15 protein-coding genes and 1 tRNA gene are annotated in these 20,709 nt (G+C 50.4%); 7 read left to right on the top strand and 9 right to left on the bottom strand.

Annotated elements, in window-relative coordinates:
• The first annotated feature begins 134 nt into the window (after nucleotides 1-134).
• Complete coding sequence (locus tag CWI70_RS04730) at nucleotides 135-2,633, top strand: EAL domain-containing protein (protein WP_198677646.1); 2,499 nt, start codon at nucleotides 135-137, stop codon at nucleotides 2,631-2,633.
• Here the strand turns inward: CWI70_RS04730 and CWI70_RS04735 are convergent.
• From CWI70_RS04735 to fadI, 3 genes are all read right to left on the bottom strand, one after another.
• A complete protein-coding gene (locus tag CWI70_RS04735; protein ID WP_126771016.1) occupies nucleotides 2,630-2,827 on the bottom strand; it encodes a hypothetical protein in 198 nt (65 codons plus the stop codon). The genes CWI70_RS04730 and CWI70_RS04735 overlap by 4 nt on opposite strands.
• Nucleotides 2,828-2,891: 64 nt before the next feature.
• Complete coding sequence (gene fadJ / locus CWI70_RS04740) at nucleotides 2,892-5,030, bottom strand: fatty acid oxidation complex subunit alpha FadJ (protein WP_126771018.1); 2,139 nt, start codon at nucleotides 5,028-5,030, stop codon at nucleotides 2,892-2,894.
• The gene (gene fadI / locus CWI70_RS04745; protein ID WP_126771020.1) at nucleotides 5,030-6,340 is read right to left on the bottom strand and encodes an acetyl-CoA C-acyltransferase FadI; all 1,311 of its coding nucleotides are present in this window, start codon (nucleotides 6,338-6,340) and stop codon (nucleotides 5,030-5,032) included. The genes fadJ and fadI overlap by 1 nt, the downstream gene beginning before the upstream one ends.
• A 157-nt stretch (nucleotides 6,341-6,497) precedes the next feature.
• Here fadI and CWI70_RS04750 point away from each other — a divergent pair, with 157 nt between their 5' ends.
• From CWI70_RS04750 to CWI70_RS04775, 6 genes are read left to right on the top strand one after another with little or no spacing between them, the layout of a single operon-like run.
• A complete protein-coding gene (locus tag CWI70_RS04750) occupies nucleotides 6,498-7,454 on the top strand; it encodes an AAA family ATPase (RefSeq protein WP_126771022.1) in 957 nt (318 codons plus the stop codon).
• Between the two features lie 6 nt (nucleotides 7,455-7,460).
• Nucleotides 7,461-8,420, top strand: a complete 960-nt coding sequence (locus CWI70_RS04755) for a DUF58 domain-containing protein (RefSeq protein WP_126771024.1) — start codon at nucleotides 7,461-7,463, stop codon at nucleotides 8,418-8,420.
• Nucleotides 8,420-8,905, top strand: coding sequence for a DUF4381 domain-containing protein (locus CWI70_RS04760; protein WP_157980864.1), 486 nt, complete (start codon nucleotides 8,420-8,422; stop codon nucleotides 8,903-8,905). Before CWI70_RS04755 ends, CWI70_RS04760 begins: the two co-directional genes overlap by 1 nt.
• On the top strand, nucleotides 8,898-9,890 hold the full coding sequence (locus tag CWI70_RS04765) for a vWA domain-containing protein (protein WP_126771026.1): 993 nt from the start codon (nucleotides 8,898-8,900) through the stop codon (nucleotides 9,888-9,890). Before CWI70_RS04760 ends, CWI70_RS04765 begins: the two co-directional genes overlap by 8 nt.
• Nucleotides 9,887-11,704, top strand: coding sequence for a VWA domain-containing protein (locus CWI70_RS04770; protein WP_126771027.1), 1,818 nt, complete (start codon nucleotides 9,887-9,889; stop codon nucleotides 11,702-11,704). Before CWI70_RS04765 ends, CWI70_RS04770 begins: the two co-directional genes overlap by 4 nt.
• Entirely contained in the window at nucleotides 11,698-13,503 is a 1,806-nt protein-coding gene (locus tag CWI70_RS04775; protein WP_126771028.1) for a BatD family protein, read from the top strand. Before CWI70_RS04770 ends, CWI70_RS04775 begins: the two co-directional genes overlap by 7 nt.
• Before the next feature lie 79 nt (nucleotides 13,504-13,582).
• Here CWI70_RS04775 and CWI70_RS04780 read toward each other — a convergent pair whose 3' ends face one another.
• From CWI70_RS04780 to clpP, 6 genes are all read right to left on the bottom strand, one after another.
• Nucleotides 13,583-15,475 carry a SurA N-terminal domain-containing protein gene (locus CWI70_RS04780; RefSeq protein ID WP_126771029.1) on the bottom strand — a complete coding sequence of 631 codons (1,893 nt, stop codon included), beginning with the start codon at nucleotides 15,473-15,475 and terminating at the stop codon, nucleotides 13,583-13,585.
• Between the two features lie 110 nt (nucleotides 15,476-15,585).
• Nucleotides 15,586-15,662: transfer RNA gene (locus CWI70_RS04785), tRNA-Asp, on the bottom strand.
• 7 nt (nucleotides 15,663-15,669) lie between these two features.
• On the bottom strand, nucleotides 15,670-15,942 hold the full coding sequence (gene hupB, locus CWI70_RS04790) for a nucleoid-associated protein HU-beta (protein ID WP_034732659.1): 273 nt from the start codon (nucleotides 15,940-15,942) through the stop codon (nucleotides 15,670-15,672).
• A gap of 304 nt (nucleotides 15,943-16,246) precedes the next feature.
• Nucleotides 16,247-18,592 carry an endopeptidase La gene (gene lon, locus CWI70_RS04795; RefSeq protein ID WP_126771030.1) on the bottom strand — a complete coding sequence of 782 codons (2,346 nt, stop codon included), beginning with the start codon at nucleotides 18,590-18,592 and terminating at the stop codon, nucleotides 16,247-16,249.
• A 143-nt stretch (nucleotides 18,593-18,735) separates the two neighbouring features.
• The gene (gene clpX / locus CWI70_RS04800) at nucleotides 18,736-20,013 is read right to left on the bottom strand and encodes an ATP-dependent protease ATP-binding subunit ClpX (protein ID WP_126771031.1); all 1,278 of its coding nucleotides are present in this window, start codon (nucleotides 20,011-20,013) and stop codon (nucleotides 18,736-18,738) included.
• 1 nt (nucleotide 20,014) lies between these two features.
• Nucleotides 20,015-20,632, bottom strand: coding sequence for an ATP-dependent Clp endopeptidase proteolytic subunit ClpP (gene clpP, locus CWI70_RS04805; RefSeq protein WP_126771032.1), 618 nt, complete (start codon nucleotides 20,630-20,632; stop codon nucleotides 20,015-20,017).
• Between the last annotated feature and the right edge of the window lie 77 nt (nucleotides 20,633-20,709).

Genomic DNA, 20,709 nt, shown 5'->3' on the forward strand with positions numbered 1-20,709 from the left:
CGGCTTGCACCCAAAACAAAATAGTTCTGGGCCGCATAGCTGTCGCTTTTTTACTGTTGCTAACTAGTGCATTTTCGCTCACTAGTCTAACCCCGTCAGCATACGCTCAAGTTGGCTCGGGTAATGACTGGCGTGTGGAGCTGATTACCTTACGTGTTGCCAATAAGCCCATAAGTGCCGATACCCTTGACGAACGCAATCTCGCGCAACTTTACAATGCGACACAACTGCATGTTCCGCGCTTGCAAGAACCGCTCACCATTGAATTTGGCGCACCTTATGCGCCAAGTGCTCAAAAGCTTCAATACCGTTATAAACTGGACGGGTTTGACGCAAATTGGATTTATACCGATGCGGACTATCGTCGTGCAACGTACACCAATCTTGATTTCGGCAATTATACGTTTCGTGTAGAGGCCTCACCAAACGGTAGCTATTGGTTCGGTACACGCACCATCGAGCTTGATGTTGCGGCCCCACTTTGGTTGTCGCCATGGGCGATAGCTTTATACGCGGCGTTGCTCATCGGCATTCTCGTCGGCGTTGGTGCCATTATTAGCACGCGGCGACAAGCCATTCACCTCCTGCGCGACAGTGAGGAACGCTTAAAGCTGAGTTTGTGGGGCAGTGGCGACCAACTTTGGGATTGGCATATCGACACCGATGAGTTACATCGCCATAACACATGGCGTCAGTTAAAGAACTTCCCAGAGGATGGAATTCGCTTTGGTGATGACACCGGCAAATCAAATATCCATCCTGCGGATCTTGCCAAAGTCCGTTGGACGCTGCGCAATTATCTTGAAGGTAAAACCGACCACTATGAACAAACCTATCGTGTAGCCTCACACAAAGGCTGGATGTGGGTTCTCGATCGCGGCAAGATTGTTACCTACGATGAGCAACAGCGCCCGCGCCGAATGACCGGGACCTTAAAAGATATAACGCCACTGGTCACCGCTGAAGAGCGCTTAAAGATGTTGGCTGCCTCGATCACTAACATTTCCGATGGCGTCTGTATCTATGACGCGCAATTTAATGTGGTGGAAACCAACCAGTCCTTTTCACGGATCACTGGCTATCGTCGCGACGATATGATTGGCCGTTCACTGCGCTTTAGTTTGTACAGTCCAGATCACCTTGAACAGATCAAGCAAATAGTGCAACAGCAAGGAACTTGGCATGGCGAGCTAGAGGATTTGCGTAAGGATGGCACCGTTTATCAAATGGAGCTTACCCTTGATGCCATCCGTGACGAGAGTAAAGAAATTTCGTATTACGTCGCTACCTTCTCAGATATCACCGATCGTAAAAACGCTGAACGGGAACTCCGTCGTCTTTCGAATACCGACACCCTAACGGGCCTACCGAATCGCTCTTACTTCCAAGTCAGCCATTCAAACTTAGTACGCAAGCGTATTATGCATGCCCTGCTGTTATTCGACTTGGACGACTTTAAGAAAATCAATGACTCACTTGGGCATGAAGTCGGTGATCACTTACTCATGCATGTTGCCGAGCGTGTTGGTGAAGTGGGCCGCCCACAAGACACCTTTTATCGACTCGGTGGCGACGAATTCGTTTTGATGCTTGAGGATACGACTGACGTACGGGTGATCACCTCCGCCGCTAAACGTATTTTAGAGTGTCTCTCGCAACCATTTCATATTAGCGACCATGACATCGTGGTCAGTAGTTCGATAGGTATTGTTGTTTACCCGAACGACGGACAATCCTCGCAAGAGCTACTGCAGAATGCTGATACGGCAATGTATCATGCGAAAAATCGTGGTGGTGCTACGTACCAATTCTTTAATGAGTCGATGAACAAAAATGCCGTGCGACGGTTGCAAGTTGAAAACCAATTACGGCACGCTCTACGGAATAATTATTTGCAGGTGCACTACCAGCCCAAGGTTTCATTACGCACAAATAAGTTTGTCGGCTTGGAAGCACTGGTACGGCTTGAGATACCGGACGTCGGCGTCGTCAGTCCCGCCGAGTTCATTCCACTCGCCGAAGAAACTGGACTTATTATCGATGTCGGTGAACGCGTGTTACGGCAAACCTGCCGCGATATGCGCGAGTGGGTTGAAGCGGGTGCCGTGCAGGGCCGCGTGGCCGTCAACCTGTCAGCGAAGCAGTTTTTGCAGCCCGATCTAGCCGAACGCATCATGGTTATTTTGCAAGAAGAAAAGCTTCATCCAAGTTATTTAGAGCTAGAGATTACAGAGGGCGTGGTTATGGACGATCCCGAACGCGCGATTGAAATCATGACCGAGCTGAATAACCTTGGCATTCACCTAGCGCTCGATGATTTTGGTACTGGCTATTCATCACTCGCTTATTTGAAGCGCTTCCCGATTCAAACATTGAAGATCGACAAGGCCTTCATCGACGACATCAATGGCGCTGAACGTGACCGCAACATGGTCGCATCGATTGTCGCCATGGCGCACAATTTAGGTCTTGATGTGGTTGCTGAGGGAGTCGTGAACTTAGAACAAGCAGCGACCTTGAGCAACTTACAGTGTGAGTTTGCGCAAGGCTTCCTCTTTGCCGAACCGCTGCGCAGCGAGAACTTTCTGGCCCATATTAGCACCACCCTTGCGACGCTAAAAAACAGTCCTTAATGCGGCTGCCAAAGCACATTGTCGCGACCCAACGCGCGCAACAAGGTCATACGTTTGTGTGAGATAAATAACGGTAGAACAACCGGGCCAAGCATCAACGCCGCGAACCCCCAGCGTTTAGCCCCCATGGCATTGCGTAAAGCTTGAATATAAACAAGTAGCGCAGACAACAAACAACACAGCGCGATCAACAAAACAACCTCCTAAATAATGGCTATGAAGTCAGCCGAAACTGCCTGCATAGCCACCTACTTCGTATTAGTCATCGTCATTATAAAACGAACGGCCTTCATTTGCCATTTCGACCAACAACGGTGCTGGCTCATAACGTTCGCCATGTGCTTTAGCATAGCCGCGCAGTTGGCCGACAACTTCAGCGCAGCCTAGGCTATCGATGTAGCGGAATGGGCCGCCACGAAATGGTGGAAAACCAATACCAAAAATCGCGCCTATATCGCCATCTCGCGGACTACGGATGATCCCTTCGGCTAAGCAATAGGCGGCTTCATTCAGCATTAAAAACACCGTGCGACGTGCTATTTCATTACCACTAAGCTGCGCATTTGGCTGAACTCCGAGCAGGTTGTATACGCTGCTATCGACTTCCTTGCCAGGCTTTTTACCGCTATACGCATAAAAGCCCTTTTTGTTCTTCTTGCCTTTGCGCTCGTCATCTAACAGCTTTCCAAACGCATCTGGTGCGCGAAAGCGATCGCCAAGCTCGTTGGCCATAATTGGCGCAACTTTCGCCGCAACGTCGATGCCGACTTCGTCCATTAATTTCATCGGACCAACTGGGAAGCCAAATTTAACCAAGGCTTTATCAACCGCTTCAATAGGTTCGCCACCGAGGACCAGACGTGCCGCTTCATTCATGTAAGGGGCAAGAATACGATTAACGTAAAAGCCTGCGCCATCCTTTACCACGATCGGCGTTTTGCCTTGCTTTTTCGCTAGCGCCACGGTCGTTGCAATGGTCGCATCGGAGGTCTTCGTATGAGTGATAATTTCCGCCAACGGCATTTTGTCTACTGGCGAAAAGTAATGCAACCCAATCACATTCTCGGGACGCTTGGCTTTTGCGGCGATTTGCGTAATCGGTAAGCTCGATGTATTGGTCGCGAAAATCGTATGCTCTTGCGCATGTTCCTCAATATCAGCGACCATCTTTTGCTTCAGCTCAAGATCTTCAAAGACCGCCTCGATTACCAGATCGGTGCGCTCGAACCCAGAGTAATCGAGGGTACCGCTGAGTCGTAGCATGGTCTTTTCTAATTCAGCACGGCGCATATGCTTACGTTTAACTTTCTTGTTTAGCAGGTCATAGCTGTACTTCATTGCATGCACAATGCCCTGTTCAGCAATATCTTTAATGCGCACAGGAATCTCGGCTTTTGCTGCTGTTACATAGGCAATTCCACCGCCCATGAGACCGCCGCCCAATACGCCAACGCGGCTTACCGAGCCGGGTTTAGTATCACCAGCACCCGTTTCTTTTTTCATCGCCGTTGTCGCAAAGAAAATACCGCGTAATTGCTTCGATTCTGGTGTCATCGCGAGCATGCCAAATTGGCGCGCTTCGTACTGAAGCCCCTCTTGGAAGCCATGGTCAGCGCCATAGGAAATCGTATCAATGATGGCATCGATCGCCGGATAATTACCTTTAGCCTTTGCCTGCGCCTGCTCGCGCGCTTTCTTGAAAATGATGCCACGACCAAAACGAGTGCCTTCAAGGCCTTTATTGAGTAAGCTGTGGTGCACTCGTTGTACTTTTGCTTTGCTCTTTAGCGCCTTCTCAACGGCCGCTTCAAGCAAAATACTACTTGGCACAACATCATCAACAATACCCAGCTTTTTAGCTTGCTTAGGCCGCAGCTGCTTGCCGGCCAAAATCAACGGCAGTGCTTTTTGAATGCCAATCAGACGTGGCAAGCGCTGAGTACCACCGGAGCCCGGCAGCAAGCCTAATTGCACTTCAGGTAAGCCTAACGAAGTTTTGTCATTATCCGTACAAACGCGGTAATGGCAGGCGAGTGCCAACTCTAAACCACCGCCTAAACAAGCACCGTCAATCGCTGCGACAACAGGTACCGACAATTGCTCGATGCGATCAAACATCGCTTGCCCTTGGCGCGCAAGACTTTCCGCGTCAGCAGCATTTTCGCAATCATCAATCATACTGATATCAGCACCAGCGACAAATGAACCCGGCTTATCACTAATAACCACGATACCTTTGAGCGTACTCAGTTGCTCAAGTTTGCCCAGTACCTCACTTACCTCTTCAGCGAAGCTCGCTTTCAAGGTATTCATTGATTCGCCAGGCACATCGATGTGAATAACCGCGACGCCATCGTCACGCGTTTCTAAAGTAAATGCGCGTTTCGTATCAGTCATTAGTTACTCTCCAAAATCATTGCTGAGCCAAGCCCACCGGCAGCACAAGCGGTGGTCAACGCGGTACCGCCACCACGACGTTTAAGTTCACGCAAGGTTTGTGTGATCATGCGCGCGCCGGTTGCAGCAAATGGATGGCCGTACGCAATCGAACCGCCCAGCACATTAAATTTATCCATATCAATCTCACCAATGGCTTCGCTGCGTCCGAGTTTTTCCGCCGCGAACTTTTTACTGCCAAACATTTTTACGTTCGCCAATGTTTGTGCCGCAAAGGCTTCATGCATGTCGATTAAATCAAGGTCGCTTAGCTTCATACCAGCACGGTCCAATGCTATTGGCGTGGCGAATGAAGGCCCCATTAGCATGTCTTTCTCGACACCGATGGCGCTAAACGCATAACTCTTGATGTAGCCCAAAATCTCATAACCTAAGGCCTTCGCCTTGCTTTCAGTCATCAACAGCACCGCTGCCGCACCGTCAGTAAGTGGCGTGCTATTCGCTGCTGTCACCGAACCGTGTTTACGATCAAACACAGGCCGCAATTTCGCATAGCTGTCGAGCTGACTATCACTGCGAATCGTGTTGTCACGGCGTAAAAAGTCTTTATACGGTTCCGCAAAGGCAGTCATGACCTCAGCGTCGAGCTTACCTGCTTCCCATGCTTCATGAGCAAGCGTGTGTGAACGATGCGCTAGGGCATCTTGATCGGCGCGGTTGATACCATGAGTCTTCGCCATTTGCTCGGCTGTGTCGCCCATCGTCAGACCAGTACTATATTCCGCAATCGCCGGCGGTACTGGGAGTAAATCTTTGAAACTCAGACGCTTTAAAACACTCAGTCGCTGACCTAAGCTACGCGCTTTATTTAAATCAACCAACGCATGCGCCAACTTGCGCGAAACGCCTATCGGTAACACCGAAGAGGAATCTGCGCCGCCAGCGATACCGACACTAATGTTGCCAGCGACCATGGTTTCAAGCACGTTTACGGTTGCCTGAAAGCTGGTAGCACAGGCACGGGATACGCTATAGGCATCGGTGTTAACCGGCAAACTGGTACCGAGCACGATTTCACGAGCGATATTCGGTGCCGACGGCATTTGCACGACTTGGCCAAAAACCAATTGTTCAACTTCTTTGCCATCTAAGCCATAGCGGTTGAGCATTTCTTGCACAACCATCTTACCTAAATCAAGCGCTGGTATACCGTGATAATAGCTTGCTTGCTTGGCAAATGGAGTGCGGAGCCCAGCGACCACCGCTATGCGATCCCCCTGTGGCGTAGTCAGTTGCTGACGTGACGTCATAATTCACTACCTCTGTTCGGTAAATTGGCGGATTTCTGATCTGGTCAGACCTCACGATTTATTACAAATTCTAGCGGTTTCATCCCAAGAATTAAACTCTTGTTTTAGGTAAAGTACATACTAGAGTATAGACACAGCTATCACATTAGGGGTTAACATGGCCGCAGAACAGTTTCAAAGCCTGCGAAATTACTTAGACAGCCAAGTGCTCGGGCAACCAGAGTTCACCGAAAGCTTGCTGATTGCCGTCCTTGCCGACGGTCACCTCTTGGTCGAGGGTCCACCTGGTCTCGCCAAAACACGCGCCGTGAACGCCTTAGCCAAAGGGATTGAAGGAGACTTTCATCGTATTCAATTCACCCCGGATCTGTTGCCTGCAGATTTGACCGGTACCGACATCTATCGGCCAGAAACTGGCGAGTTTGTCTTTCAAAAGGGCCCGTTGTTTCACAATGTGATCTTGGCCGATGAAATCAACCGCGCTCCCGCAAAGGTCCAATCCGCGTTACTTGAAGCCATGGCGGAGCGCCAAATTACGGTGGGGCAAACAACCTATCCCCTACCCGGCTTATTTATGGTTTTGGCAACACAAAATCCGTTGGAGCAGGAAGGTACCTATCCTCTCCCAGAAGCACAGCTTGACCGTTTTCTTATGCAACTCAATCTCGATTATCCTGCGGCCGAAACCGAGCTGGATATTTTGCGTTTGACCCGCGGCGAAGAATTACATGGCGACGTGGCGATGCCCGCCCCGTTAAGCCAACAAGATATCTTCGCAGCGCGCAAAGAAGTATTAGAAATCTTTATGGACGAAAATGTCGAAAATTACCTCGTGCAACTGGTGATTGCTACACGACAAGCCGAACATTATTCGAATGACTTGGCTCGATGGTTAAGTTACGGTGCGAGTCCGCGCGCAACGATTGCGCTTGATCGATGCGCCCGTGCGAAGGCCTGGTTAGCCGGGCGCGACTTTGTCACGCCAGATGATATTCAAGCTGTCTTCGCGCACGTTTTACGTCACCGCATTATTTTAAGCTACCAAGCCGAAGCGGATGGCGTAACCGCTGACCAAGCCTTACAGGTTATTCTACAAGAAGTGCCAACCCCGTAGGTGATTATGACCAACGCAAGCGAATGGCTGCAACAATGGCACAGCGATGGCATGCACGTCGGTAGTGCTGAATTAATGTACTACCGTAGCAAAGTCGGTGCCTTCGCACGGCATCGCAAACTACATCCGCCGAAGGCACAAACTGGGGCCTTGCTCAGTAAAACAAGGGGCCGAGGTATGGAGTTTGACGAAGTCCGGCATTATCAAGCGGGTGATGATGTGCGCGCCATCGATTGGCGCGTTACAGCGCGAACCGGCACCCCTCACACTAAACTTTACCGTGAAGAACGTGAACGTCCGGTAATGTTTATCGTGGATCTATCTCCCTCACAGCACTTCGGTAGTCAGTTGTTGTTAAAGAGTGTCCTTGCCTGTCACATCACTGCTGCAATGGCGTGGCTTGCTGTCCAACGTGGCGATCGCGTCGGTGCCCTGCTCGGGCACCCACAGCGCCACGTAGAGATTCGCCCACAGGGACGCCAACATGGCGTCTTGCGCATTATTCATAGCCTCGTAGAACTGCAAAATGAAAGCTTAGCAGCGTGGCAGCAGGCGCCAGCGGATGGCTCAACTGCAACCTTAGATGACTTGCTCCAACGCGCCCAGCAGGTCGCTAAACCCGGAACGATTATTCACATCATCAGCGACTGGCAGCAGTTCTCCGAGACCACCTTTACGCTGTTACAAGCACTGCAACGCCATTGCAGTCTGCAAGTGTTACAGTGCAGTGACCCGCTCGAGCATCAATTCCCTGAGTCTCTCGCACAACAAGACATTGCGTTGAGTAATGGTCAACGCCAACTCGAGTTTCCAGCGGGTGATAGGACTCTACGCGCAAGCTACACCGCGCAGAGCGCGCAACAACAGCAGCAACTTTGGTCACATCTACAGCAGCTACAACTCGAGTTACACCAATTTAGCGCAGCACGTGCTCTCGAGGAGCAATGGCCGGAGGTGATGTTGTAATGACCAATCCCGCATTGAGTGAACTCAATCCTATTATCGCCGCGCCTGCAGCATCTTGGTGGCCGTTAGCGCCGGGTTGGTATGTGGTGGCAATCACGGCAGTGAGCCTTACGCTGCTGCTAACCCTAACCATCGTGCGTGCGATTCGGCGACGCCGCATCAGACGCGCAGCCTTGCGCCAACTGCAACCGGGGTTAGCGCTTAATGAGCTCAACTTACGCATAAAACAAGCATGTATGGGTTATTATCCGCGCAAGCATATTGCCCAACTCAGTGGTCGCCAGTGGCGCGACTTCTTGCTGCAACAGCTGAGCGAATGCAACGCGGCGCGCTACTACGACCTTCTCGTCGAAGTTGAGCAAGCGAGTTACCGCCCGCTTGCCGAACAAGCAGAATTGCAGCAACGTTACTATGAATTTACTAAGGCTTGGTTAAAGCTTGCGCTACCACCGAGTAAAGCACAACGGAGGCGCATGCATGATTGAGTTTGCTTGGCCTTGGCTGGCTTTCGCTTGGCTGTTGGGACCTGCACTGTGGTGGCTGCGTCGGCCACAACAACAGCACTTCTCAACCTTACGCGTACCACAGCTACTGCAACTTAATGAGAGCGCGTCAAGACAACCACGTTCGTTGTTGCGTAGCGTCATACTCTTTATGTTGTGGAGCTTACTCATTGCTGCATTATGTCGTCCACAATGGCTTGGCGAACCGGTACAGATCCGCAGTGAGGCCCGCGAGATGGTGTTAGCTGTCGATTTATCGGGGAGTATGGAAATCGCTGACATGAAAATCAATGGTGAAGAAGTGAATCGCCTTAGCATGGTCAAGCATGTTGTCAGTGACTTTGTCGAACGGCGAAAAGGCGACAAGATGGGGCTTATTCTGTTTGCCGATACCGCCTATGTGCAAGCACCAATCACCTACGATTTAGCTAGTGTGAAACAATTACTCGAAGAAGCTCAGCTGCGCTTGATCGGCGAACGTACGGCTATCGGTGACGCAGTTGCACTGGCGGTGAAACGTTTTCGTGACAACGAAGAAAGCAATAAAATTCTCATCTTGTTGACCGATGGCCAGAACACCGCTGGCTACGTCTCACCAGAGCAAGCACAGCAACTCGCCAGCTACTATGGTGTTAAGATTTATGCCATCGGCGTGGGTGCTGAAGAAGTGATTGTTGATAGTTTCTTTGGCCAGCGTAAAGTCAATCCAAGTCGGGATCTTGACGAGGCAATGCTGCAAGGACTAGCCCAAGCGACCGGTGGTGAGTATTTTCGCGCGCGCAGCACCGAAGAGCTACAGCAAATCTATCAAACATTAGATCAATACGAGCCCGTCAGCGGTGATGAGCAATTACGTCGACCACAGACCGAACTGTATTACTGGCCTGCCGGTCTCGCTTTTGCACTCTTCGCATTGAGTTGGCTAGTGGGGCAACTACGCCAACAGCGGCGGAGGTCAGCAGAATGAATTTAGAGCTATTCCATTTCGTTCGACCATGGTGGCTGCTCGGCTTTTGTGTTGTGCTATGGGTCGCCTTAGTACTTTGGCGCCGGAGTAAACAACAACAGGGGTGGTATCAAGTGGTTGCACCGCATTTATCAACTTTGCTGGTTGCCGATAAGAACCGTCAGCGCAGCTCGATGGTCGGTTGGCTGTTGCCGCTCGCTTTAAGTAGTCTGGTCTTAGGTCTAGCAGGGCCTACTTGGCAGAAAAAGCCGCAACCCGTCTTCCAGTTGGACGCTGGGCAAGTCATCGTACTTGATGTTTCACAGTCCATGTTGGCCACCGATATTGCACCAAACCGCCTCACCCAGATGCGTTTCAAGGCAATGGCACTCGCCAACGAACAGCTCGATGGTGAAACTGGGCTTATTGCTTATGCTGGTGATGCTTATGTGATCAGTCCGTTGACTACAGATTCTCGAAGTCTGAGTAACTTGATTCGCGCCCTGCGCCCCGAACTCATGCCCGTGCAAGGCAGTTACCCGCTCGCCGCGTTAGAGCTCGCTGATCGTCTGTTGCGCGAAGCTGGCTATGCCGAAGGCGATATTTATTGGTTCACCGACGGTATCGATACACGCGATCAACAAGAACTAACAACCTTTGTGCGTAACCATCCACACCGTATTGCGATTCTTGGTTTAGGCACCGAACAAGGAGCACCGATTCAATTAGCCAACGGCAATTTACTACGCGATGCGGCGGGCGATGTAGTGGTGCCGAAAATGTTAGCCAGCCGTTTAGAACGCTTAGCAGAGCTTAGCAACGGTCGCTTTAGCGCATGGCGACAAGATCAACAAGACCTAGAATTTCTCAGCAGCATGCCACCACTCAATCGCGAAGGCAGCGAAAGCGAGGACCAGCGCGGTGATGCTTGGGTCGACCAAGGTCCTTGGCTCATTGGCTTAGCCGTGCTCTTGGTACTACCGCTCGTGCGACGCAATGCGTTTCATTTTGCGCTGGTTTTGCTACTTGGTCATCTTGCGTTGTTTACGCCACCCAGCGCTCACGCGCAAGCGACCAGCAACGACCAAGGCCTTGCATGGCATGAACAACTTTGGCAAACCCCCTATCAACAGACCGATCAGGCATTACGGGCCGAGGACTATGAAAGGGCCAAGCGCATTGCTGAAGATCCGTGGCAACGTGGCACGGCCAACTACGCGCAAGGCAATTATGAACAGGCCTTGCAAGACTTTTCCCAAGTCGATAACGCGCAAGGCTACTACAATCAAGGGAATGCCTTGATGCAACTTGAGCGCTTCGACGAAGCAGCAAATGTCTATCAAGAGGCGCTTGAACGTGATCCCGCATTGACGGAAGCCCAGGAAAACCTTGCTTTGGCGAAGCAGTTAGCTGCCGCACAACAAGAGCAGGAGCAACAGCAACAAGGACAAGGCGAAGGCCAACAGCAACAAGAAGGTCAACAACAAGGCGAACAGCGCAGCGACGCACAAAGCGAGCAACAACCCGCGGAGCAAAGCGGCACTGAAGGTGAAGCGCAACAACAAGAACAAGGTGCCGAGCCACAAGCCGAAGCACCACCGCAACCACAAGAAGCTGGCACAGAATCAAACTCAACTGAAGCTGAAGGCGAAGCGGCCGATCCCCAAGCGATGCCGAGCGCCGATCAACTCAGTGAAGAGCAACGCCAACAAATGGAAAACTGGCTTAATCGCATCGAAGATGACCCAGCTATCTTGCTACAACGAAAAATGGAGCTTGAAGCACGCCGCCGAGGTCGCGAGCGTCTGCCCCAAGGAGTCGATAAACAGTGGTAAAAACAGTACGTCACTTAGCCTTTATAAGCGCATTGATGCTCGCGTTTGGTTTCGCTGGTTCGGCGACTAATGCGCAAACAAATTCACCTAAAACAGTCGTTATGAGTGTCGATAAAAATCCGGTTGCCAGCGGTGATACTTTTATCCTAACGCTCACTGTCGATCAGTTTATTGAGGACCAAGAATGGCGGCCAGCTGAACTGCTCCCAGATTTCGACGTCATGGGTACTTCAAGTAGCAGCACCACCCAAATCATCAATGGCGCAACCACGCGCGAAAAAACATTTCGGACAGTGGCCAAGGCGCCGCAACAACCTGGTGATTATGAACTCGGCCCTTTCACTGTTGCCGGCGCAACGTCTAATCAGCTCACGTTGCAAGTTCTCCCAGCGGACGACCCAGCGCTTAGTGAGCAGCGTGACGCTTTCATGCGGGTGGAACTTGATCGCGACGAAGTTTATGTGCAAGAGCAGGTCGTATTAACGACCAAGCTTTACCTTGCAGCGAACTTGCATAGCGGAAATATCATTCCACCAGAGCTAGAAGATGCGGACATTCGCCAAGTTGGTCGTGACGAAGACAGCACTGAAGTCATCGACGGACGCATGTTTCAGGTTTTCCAGCGTAGTTTTGTGGTAATCCCGCAACGTTCTGGTGCCCAAGAAATTCGCGGCCCAGTCTTTCAGGGGCAAATCAACGTCGCCAGCAACCGAACGTTGTTTCCAAGCTTTTCTTCGACGCGCGCGGTGACCACAGCGGCGACTGACCTGCCGCTAACGGTGAAGCCGATTCCGCAAGATTGGCCAAAGCAACACACATGGTTGCCAGCCGAGCTCGTTACCTTATCGGTGTCGGTCGGAAACGAGGGCAGCACGCAACCGGAAGATGAGCAATTGCAAATCACTCAGGGAGAGCCGCTTACGCTCACCTATCGCCTGACTGCGGTTGGCCCACTTGCCGACCAATTACCACGTTTGGACGAACTGGTTCGCCAGCTGCCCATTGGCGACGCCAGTATTTATCCAGAAGCCCCCGAATCAGCCATGAATCAGCGCAATGGTCGTTTAGTATCGCAACAGACCTTACGGGTTGCGATTATTCCACACAGCGCTGGCACACTCGAAATCCCCAGCCTAGAGCTGCCCTGGTTCAATACCCAACTACGTGGACGGCAGCAAGCAGCTGCGCCAGGACAAAGCATTTTGGTAGCACCCGGTGTTAGCGATGGTCGCGATGTGCAACCCACTGCTGCCCAACAAACGCCAGAACCTTCAGCGCCAAGTGCAGATGAAGCGAAAGCTAACACCGAAACGGTGACTTCGCCCACAGCAACAAGTCAACGCGAGTTACGCTATTGGCAGTATGCGGCAGGAGCGCTCGCAGCACTATGGCTGTTAACCCTACTGTTCTGGTTTCTTCGTGCACGTCAGCACAACACCGGTACGGCCCATCAGGAAGATGCTACGTCATCGGCAAGAGAGGGCAACGCCCGCGCAGATCTTCGCGCTGTGCAACGCGCCTGTAATGCAAACGACGCAATGGCCGTGGAGGTTGCCCTCAAAACGTGGATGCGGGCGCAGTTGAAACTTTCTGGACAACTCAATGCGCTGGCTGACTACTTTGACCACACGCCATTGCGCAGCCAACTTGAGCATCTGCAGAGCTCGCGGTTTTCAGCAGGGCAACATGATTGGCAAGAAGGAAAAGCGCTATGGCGAGCCTTACAGGGTGCTTTACAGGCGCATAAAGAACGCCAGCGCGGGCAACCTTCAGAATTGCCACCGCTTTATCCCCAATAACCACTCTTTACCGATGTACCCATAAAAAAACGCATCCCTAGGGATGCGTTTTTGAATTCCAGAGCGCTTCGTTAGCCGACTAGTTTTGCGTCTCGTCAGCCTTGTTGAGCAGGATTTCAATCTCAGCATCAGCACGCAGCGCACTCACCACAGCTTGATAGCTTTCCTGCATGTAACTGTTAACGAGCTGGTCCTGCAATTGTGCAGACTGAGCTTCGTCGACAGTGCCAGCTTGCACGCCGGTAAGCGCAACAACGGCAACGTTGCCACTACTTAAGTTTGCCGTATCAACAGTAACCGCACCTGCTGCTGGAGCACGCAAATTAAATAACTTCTGCACCACAGCTCGTGGATGTGCGGCCGCTTGGCGAGACACATTATCTAAAGCGACAAAGTCAATTCCTGTTGCTTCGTCCGCCTGCAATTGCGCAACAACTTCTGCCGCACGCTCTTCTGCCATCACTTGCGCCCGTTCACGACGAACCTGCTCAGTGACTTGTGCACGAACTTCATCAAGGCTTTGGGTTGAGGCAGGCTCATGACCTAATACGCGTACAACTACCGACTCAGTGTCACTCACTTCAATGAGTTCGCTGTTCAGTTGCTCGCGGATCAATTGACCATTAAATACAGGTTCCAGAACCGCCGGCGAGTCCAAAGGTGCCGGAGCACTATTGCGACTAAAGAACTCAGTTTCTTGCACTTGTAAGCCAAGATCCTCGGTAACTGGCGCGAAGGTATCTGGGATCTCAAAGGTCAACTCAGACACTTGTTGCTGTAGTTCGTAGTAACGCTGCTTAACGCGGTCGTCTTGCAAATCAGCGATGATTTCTGCACGAACTTCCTCAAGTGGCGTTACCGAGCCTTCTTTGATATCCGTCAGTTTGATAATGTGATAACCAAAACTCGTTTCCACTACACCAGTCGTATCGCCAACATTCTCCAGCGCAAACGCAGCTTCTTCGAAATCAGCATCCATAGTGCCTTTCTCGATAAAGTCTAAATCACCGCCCTGCTCACCTGAGAATACGTCATCCGACTTTTCTTGTGCGAGTTCAGCGAAGTCGGCACCGGCTTCTAAATCAGCCAAGATTGCTTCTGCTTCAGCTTTTGCCGCTGCAGCGTCTTCACCAGACTCAATCAAAATGTGCGAGAAGCGGTACTGAGGCGCAGTTGAATACTGGCTCATATTACCTTCATAGTAGGCTTGCACCTCTTCGTCCGCGATTTCGATTTCTTCAGCAATGCTACCGGCATCAACGAGCACATAGGCCAGCTTCACTTTTTCCGGTACTGCGAACTGCTGAATATTATCGTTGTACCATGCCTCTACTGCTGCCTCATCGACCTCGACCTGCGCAAGATAATCCGCCAGCGCAATTTCCGTATACTTACCGCTGCGAGTCTGCCCGATCAACTGCTGCGTTGCATCAACCTCGCTGGGCAATACAAACTCACTAGAAACGATCCCTTGCACCAACTGCTGGGTCACCAAGTCGCGGCGTACCACTTGGGCAAATCCGTCGGGAGTGTAACCTAAGCTGCGCAATGTCGTTAGGTACAAGTCGTTGTCGAACTGGCCAGCAACTTTAAAGCTCGAAATATCACGAATCGCCGCCTTAACTTGGGCAGCTGAAACACGCAATCCTTGGCCTTTCGCGGCTTGCTCTAATAATTTTTGATTCACCAAGTCATTCACAACTCGCGTACGAAGTTGCTGGGTAAAGCGCGGATCACGCGCCATCTGGTCGTAGAAGTCGCCCATTTGCTGCTGCTGACGGGCTCGCTCATTTTCGACCGCTCGGTCAAACTCTGCTTGGGTAATTTCCTCGCCATTCACTAATGCGACCGAAGGCTCAGGCTGATTAGCGATGTAGCCACCAATCCCAGCCAAAGCAAACGTTAACGCAATGAGTACAAGAAATACCTTGACCCAAAGGCTTTGTGACCCTTCACGAATCCTCTCCAACATAATCGTCTCTTAACCTCAAAGTGTTCTGATTTTTTCCGCGCGTTATTCTATCCCATTACGCAGAAAAAAAATAACCCGAAGACAGGCTTCGGGTTACTTTCTCTATTCGCTGGCGGAACGGACGGGATTCGAACCCGCGACCCCCGGCGTGACAGGCCGGTATTCTAACCAGCTGAACTACCGCTCCGCAGAGATTAGTTTACTGAGTCTTTCAGTGCTTTACCGGCTTTGAAAGAAGGTACTTTTGCTGCAGCGATTTGAATCGTCTGGCCAGTTTGTGGGTTACGGCCAGTGCGAGCTGAACGCTCACGAACTGCGAAGGTACCGAAACCTACCAATTGTACTGAATCACCCTTTTTCAAAGCATCAGTTACTGCTTCAATAAAAGAGTCCAGAGCTCGACCTGCAGCAGCTTTTGAAATTTCTGCTCCCTCTGCAATTTTGTCAACTAACTGAGACTTGTTCACAGTATCATCCCCTTAGATTGTTATTATCAGATTTTGCTTGGTTCCATTAGCTTTTAAATGGGCCAGCGAAGGTTATAACAAGCTTGAACATTCTGTTCAAGCGGTTCAACAGGTCTCCGACTACTTTTACGTTTCCCTGTCGTTCAAGTGCCACGTCAGGCGGTGTTTAAGGTTTCCCCTGACCATTCACTTTGACTCTAGGCTACCACAAGATTTTCGATTGAGAACCCTTTTTCACAATTTTTTTGACGAAAGAATGCGGGCTGTAGCCATGTTGCGGCCTCACAGCCCGCATTTTACCGTCTTAATGGGCTTTTTTACCTTCAGGTTGACGCTCTAATGCGACCGCCAAAACCTCATCAATCCATTGTACTGGCTGAATCGTGAGGTCACCTTTTACGTTATCGCTAATTTCTTGCAGGTCGCGCTCATTATCTTTCGGAATCAGCACATGCTTGATGCCGCCGCGATGAGCCGCCAACAACTTCTCTTTCAAGCCGCCAATGGCCAGCACTTCGCCGCGCAAGGTGATTTCTCCCGTCATGGCAACGTCGGCACGCACTGGAATCTGCGTTAATGATGAAACCAACGCGGTCACCATCGCAATACCTGCACTTGGACCATCTTTCGGGGTTGCCCCTTCCGGCACATGCACATGAATATCGCGTTTTTCGTGGAAATCATCGGCGATGCCAAGCATGTCGGCACGACTGCGAACCACGGTTAATGCGGTTTGGATTGACTCCTGCATGACGTCTCCGAGTGAACCGGTTGAAGTGATCTTGCCCTTACCCGCAACATTCGTCGCTTCGATGGTAAGCAAGTCGCCACCCACCTCGGTCCATGCCAAACCGGTGACTTGGCCAATTTGATTACTTTCTTCTGCTTTACCATAATCAAAACGCTGTACACCTAGGTATTCCTTAAGATTATCGGCGTTGATTTCGACCTTTTTGATACGCTTATCAAGCACGATTTTCTTCACGGCCTTACGGCATAAACGAGAAATTTCTCGTTCCAAGTTTCGCACCCCAGCTTCGCGCGTGTAGTAGCGAATGATTCCCAAAATAGCGTCATCTTTGATGGTCAGCTCTTTTTCTTTTAAGCCGTTACGATCGAGTTGCTTCGGCAGTAGGTGCCGTTTTGCAATATTGAGCTTCTCGTCTTCGGTGTAACCGGCCAAGCGAATAACTTCCATACGGTCGAGTAACGGACCTGGAATATTCATACTATTAGAGGTTGCGACAAACATGACGTCGGACAAATCATAATCAACTTCCAAATAATGGTCGTTGAAATTGATGTTCTGCTCGGGATCAAGAACCTCAAGCAATGCCGACGCAGGGTCACCACGCATATCAGCCGCCATCTTGTCGATTTCGTCTAATAAAAACAGTGGGTTACGCACACCTACCTTGGCCATTTTTTGAATTAACTTGCCGGGCATCGAGCCAATATAGGTACGACGGTGACCACGAATTTCAGCTTCATCACGCACACCGCCGAGCGCCATACGAATGTATTTGCGCCCCGTTGCTTTAGCAATGGATTGTCCTAATGAGGTTTTACCGACCCCAGGAGGGCCGACAAGGCAAAGAATTGCACCTCGAACCTTAGTGGTCCGCTGTTGCACCGCTAAATATTCAAGGATGCGTTCTTTGACTTTCTCTAAACCGTAATGGTCGGCATCCAAAATCTTCTCGGCATTAGCTAGATCCTTCTTGATACGCGAACGCTTCTTCCATGGCACCGAGACCATCCAGTCAATGTAGCCACGAACCACGGTTGCTTCGGCGGACATCGGCGACATCATTTTCAATTTTTGCAGTTCAGCGCGGGTCTTCTGCTCAGCTTCTTCCGGCATTTTCGCATCTTGGATCTTCTGCTCCAGCGCCTCAAATTCATCTGGACCATCTTCCATCTCGCCCAATTCTTTTTGAATAGCTTTCATTTGCTCATTCAAATAGTACTCGCGCTGGCTTTTCTCCATTTGCTTTTTCACACGCGTACGAATGCGCTTCTCAACCTGTAACAAGTCGATTTCGCCTTCCATCAGCGCCATTAAAAACTCTAACCGCTCGCGAACTTCAGTGATTTCCAGAACCTTTTGCTTATCGTTAAGCTTCAACGGCATGTGCGCAGCCATAGTATCGGCCAAGCGATCAGCTTCTTCAATTCCTGACAACGACGTCAAGACTTCCGGCGGAATCTTCTTGTTCAGCTTCACATAGCCTTCAAACTGGTTGACCGCAGAGCGAATCATCACCTCTTCTTCTTTATCCGACATCGCCTCAGACTCAAGGTAGTGAACTTTCGCCTTGAAGAAGTCCTCGCTCGCCTCAAACTCGTCGATCTCAGCCCGTTGAGAGCCCTCAACCAGAACTTTGACGGTGCCATCAGGCAGCTTTAAGAGTTGTAAAATGTTCGCTACTGTACCGATCCGATGAATATCTTTCTCTTCCGGCTCATCAATACTGGCGTCCTGTTGTGCGGACAGAAAAATCTGTTTGTTGTTTTCCATCGCAGCTTCTAAACAGCGAATCGACTTTTCACGTCCGACGAACAGCGGGATGACCATATGCGGGTACACCACGACGTCACGCAACGGTAAAACTGGAATACTCAGGTGTTCAACCCGTGCTTCGCTCATAATTGTCTCCAGATGGGTAACTTCAAGTCCGATAAATTTATCTTACTCTCTAATATGAGGCCATGTAGATAAAGTTCAATGTTTGGCATAAAAAAAGGGCCTAAAAGGCCCTTTTTGCACATTTTTCATGCTAATCAAGGTGCTTATTCACCTGAGGCATGCTTTTCTTGTTCTTGGTTATGGTAAATCATAATCGGTTTGGACTCACCGGTAACCACCGATTCATCGATGACCACTTTCGCCACATTATCGATCGACGGCAGGTCATACATGGTATCCAGCAAGACGCCCTCAACGATGGATCTGAGACCACGAGCGCCGGTACGACGCTGCATAGCTTTACGCGCAATCGCTCGCAAGGCATCATCACGAAACTCGAGTTCCACGCCTTCCATATCGAACAGCGCTGCATACTGCTTGGTAAGCGCATTTTTCGGCTCTTGCAGAATCTGCACTAAGGCATCTTCATCAAGCTCTTCTAACGTCGCTAACACGGGCAAACGACCAATAAACTCTGGAATCAAGCCGTACTTAACCAAATCTTCAGGCTCAACTTGCTGTAACAGGTTCGCCATCTTTTCAGCCGCTTTGTTTTTCACTTCGGCGCCGAAACCGATACCGGTACCCGTGCTTACGCGTTGCTCGATGACTTTTTCAAGTCCAGCAAATGCACCACCGCAAATAAACAGAATTTTTGAGGTATCCACCTGGACAAATTCTTGTTGTGGGTGCTTGCGTCCACCTTGCGGAGGAACTGCCGCCACGGTACCTTCAATCAGCTTCAATAAAGCCTGTTGCACGCCTTCACCAGAAACATCTCGAGTAATCGATGGATTGTCTGATTTACGTGAAATCTTGTCGATTTCATCAATGTAGACAATACCGCGTTGGGCTTTTTCGGCATCGTAATCGCACTTCTGCAGCAACTTTTGAATAATATTTTCGACGTCTTCACCAACATAACCGGCTTCGGTTAAGGTGGTGGCATCAGCCATGGTGAAAGGAACATCAAGGAAACGCGCAAGGGTTTCCGCTAAATACGTCTTACCTGAACCAGTAGGGCCAATCAGCAAAATATTACTTTTGCCAAGTTCAACTTCGTCTTTACCCTTTCCTGAGTTTTGCAGGCGCTTGTAATGGTTATAAACCGCTACCGCAAGCACGCGTTTAGCAAATTCTTGACCGATGACATAAGCATCAAGATGATCACGAATCTCGCGTGGGGTCGGCAAACGATCAGAGCTTTCGCTCGGCGCAATGTTCTTGATTTCTTCTTCAAGAATATCGTTACAGAGCTCTACGCACTCATCACAAATAAAAACCGAAGGTCCGGCAATAAGTTTGCGAACCTCGTGCTGACTTTTCCCACAAAAGGTACAAAACAACGGCTGTTCGCCATTACCTTGGGTGTTATCAGACATGCTACTCTCCAGCTCGTTGCGTCAATACTTTATCAACTACACCGTAGTTTACTGCTTCTTCAGCCGACATAAAGTAATCACGGTCAGTGTCTTTCGCGATTTGCTCATAATCACGCCCAGTATTCTCTGCCAACATGCGATTCAAGCGTTCTTTAATATCAAGGATCTGGCGAGCATGGATCTCGAAATCAGACGCTTGACCTTGGAACCCGCCCAGCGGCTGGTGGATCATGACGCGCGAGTTCGGTAAGCAGTAACGTTTACCTTTGGTACCGCCAGCCAACAAGAAAGCGCCCATACTCGCCGCTTGGCCCATACATACCGTGCTTACATCGTTCTTAATAAAGCGCATGGTGTCGTAAATAGCCATACCCGCCGTTACCGCACCGCCTGGTGAGTTAATATAAATATAGATGTCTTTGTCCGGATTTTCTGACTCCAAGAACAACAACTGCGCCACAATCAGATTCGCCATGTGATCTTCCACTTGGCCACATAAGAAAATGACGTTCTCTTTTAACAGGCGCGAATAAATATCGTAAGAACGCTCCCCTTTAGCGGTTTGCTCCACTACCATGGGGACTAACTGCGCGAGCGGATCGTGCGCGAGTTCCGACATAGAAACTACTCCTAAAATAAAAAATGGCTCGTATAAGACTATACGAGCCATTAAACCAAGTTGCGAGTCATTCCGTC

It is taken from the genome of Pseudidiomarina homiensis (assembly GCF_003987225.1).
Lineage (GTDB): Bacteria > Pseudomonadota > Gammaproteobacteria > Enterobacterales > Alteromonadaceae > Pseudidiomarina > Pseudidiomarina homiensis.

Coding starts and splice junctions, on each gene's coding strand:
- CWI70_RS04765 (WP_126771026.1), top strand. CDS start 8,898: ATGATTGAGTTTGCTTGGCCTTGGCTGGCTTTCGCTTGGCTGTTGGGA.
- CWI70_RS04770 (WP_126771027.1), top strand. CDS start 9,887: ATGAATTTAGAGCTATTCCATTTCGTTCGACCATGGTGGCTGCTCGGC.
- CWI70_RS04755 (WP_126771024.1), top strand. CDS start 7,461: ATGACCAACGCAAGCGAATGGCTGCAACAATGGCACAGCGATGGCATG.
- CWI70_RS04760 (WP_157980864.1), top strand. CDS start 8,420: ATGACCAATCCCGCATTGAGTGAACTCAATCCTATTATCGCCGCGCCT.
- CWI70_RS04780 (WP_126771029.1), bottom strand. CDS start 15,475: ATGTTGGAGAGGATTCGTGAAGGGTCACAAAGCCTTTGGGTCAAGGTA.
- clpX (WP_126771031.1), bottom strand. CDS start 20,013: ATGTCTGATAACACCCAAGGTAATGGCGAACAGCCGTTGTTTTGTACC.
- fadJ (WP_126771018.1), bottom strand. CDS start 5,030: ATGACTGATACGAAACGCGCATTTACTTTAGAAACGCGTGACGATGGC.
- clpP (WP_126771032.1), bottom strand. CDS start 20,632: ATGTCGGAACTCGCGCACGATCCGCTCGCGCAGTTAGTCCCCATGGTA.
- lon (WP_126771030.1), bottom strand. CDS start 18,592: ATGAGCGAAGCACGGGTTGAACACCTGAGTATTCCAGTTTTACCGTTG.
- CWI70_RS04750 (WP_126771022.1), top strand. CDS start 6,498: ATGGCCGCAGAACAGTTTCAAAGCCTGCGAAATTACTTAGACAGCCAA.
- fadI (WP_126771020.1), bottom strand. CDS start 6,340: ATGACGTCACGTCAGCAACTGACTACGCCACAGGGGGATCGCATAGCG.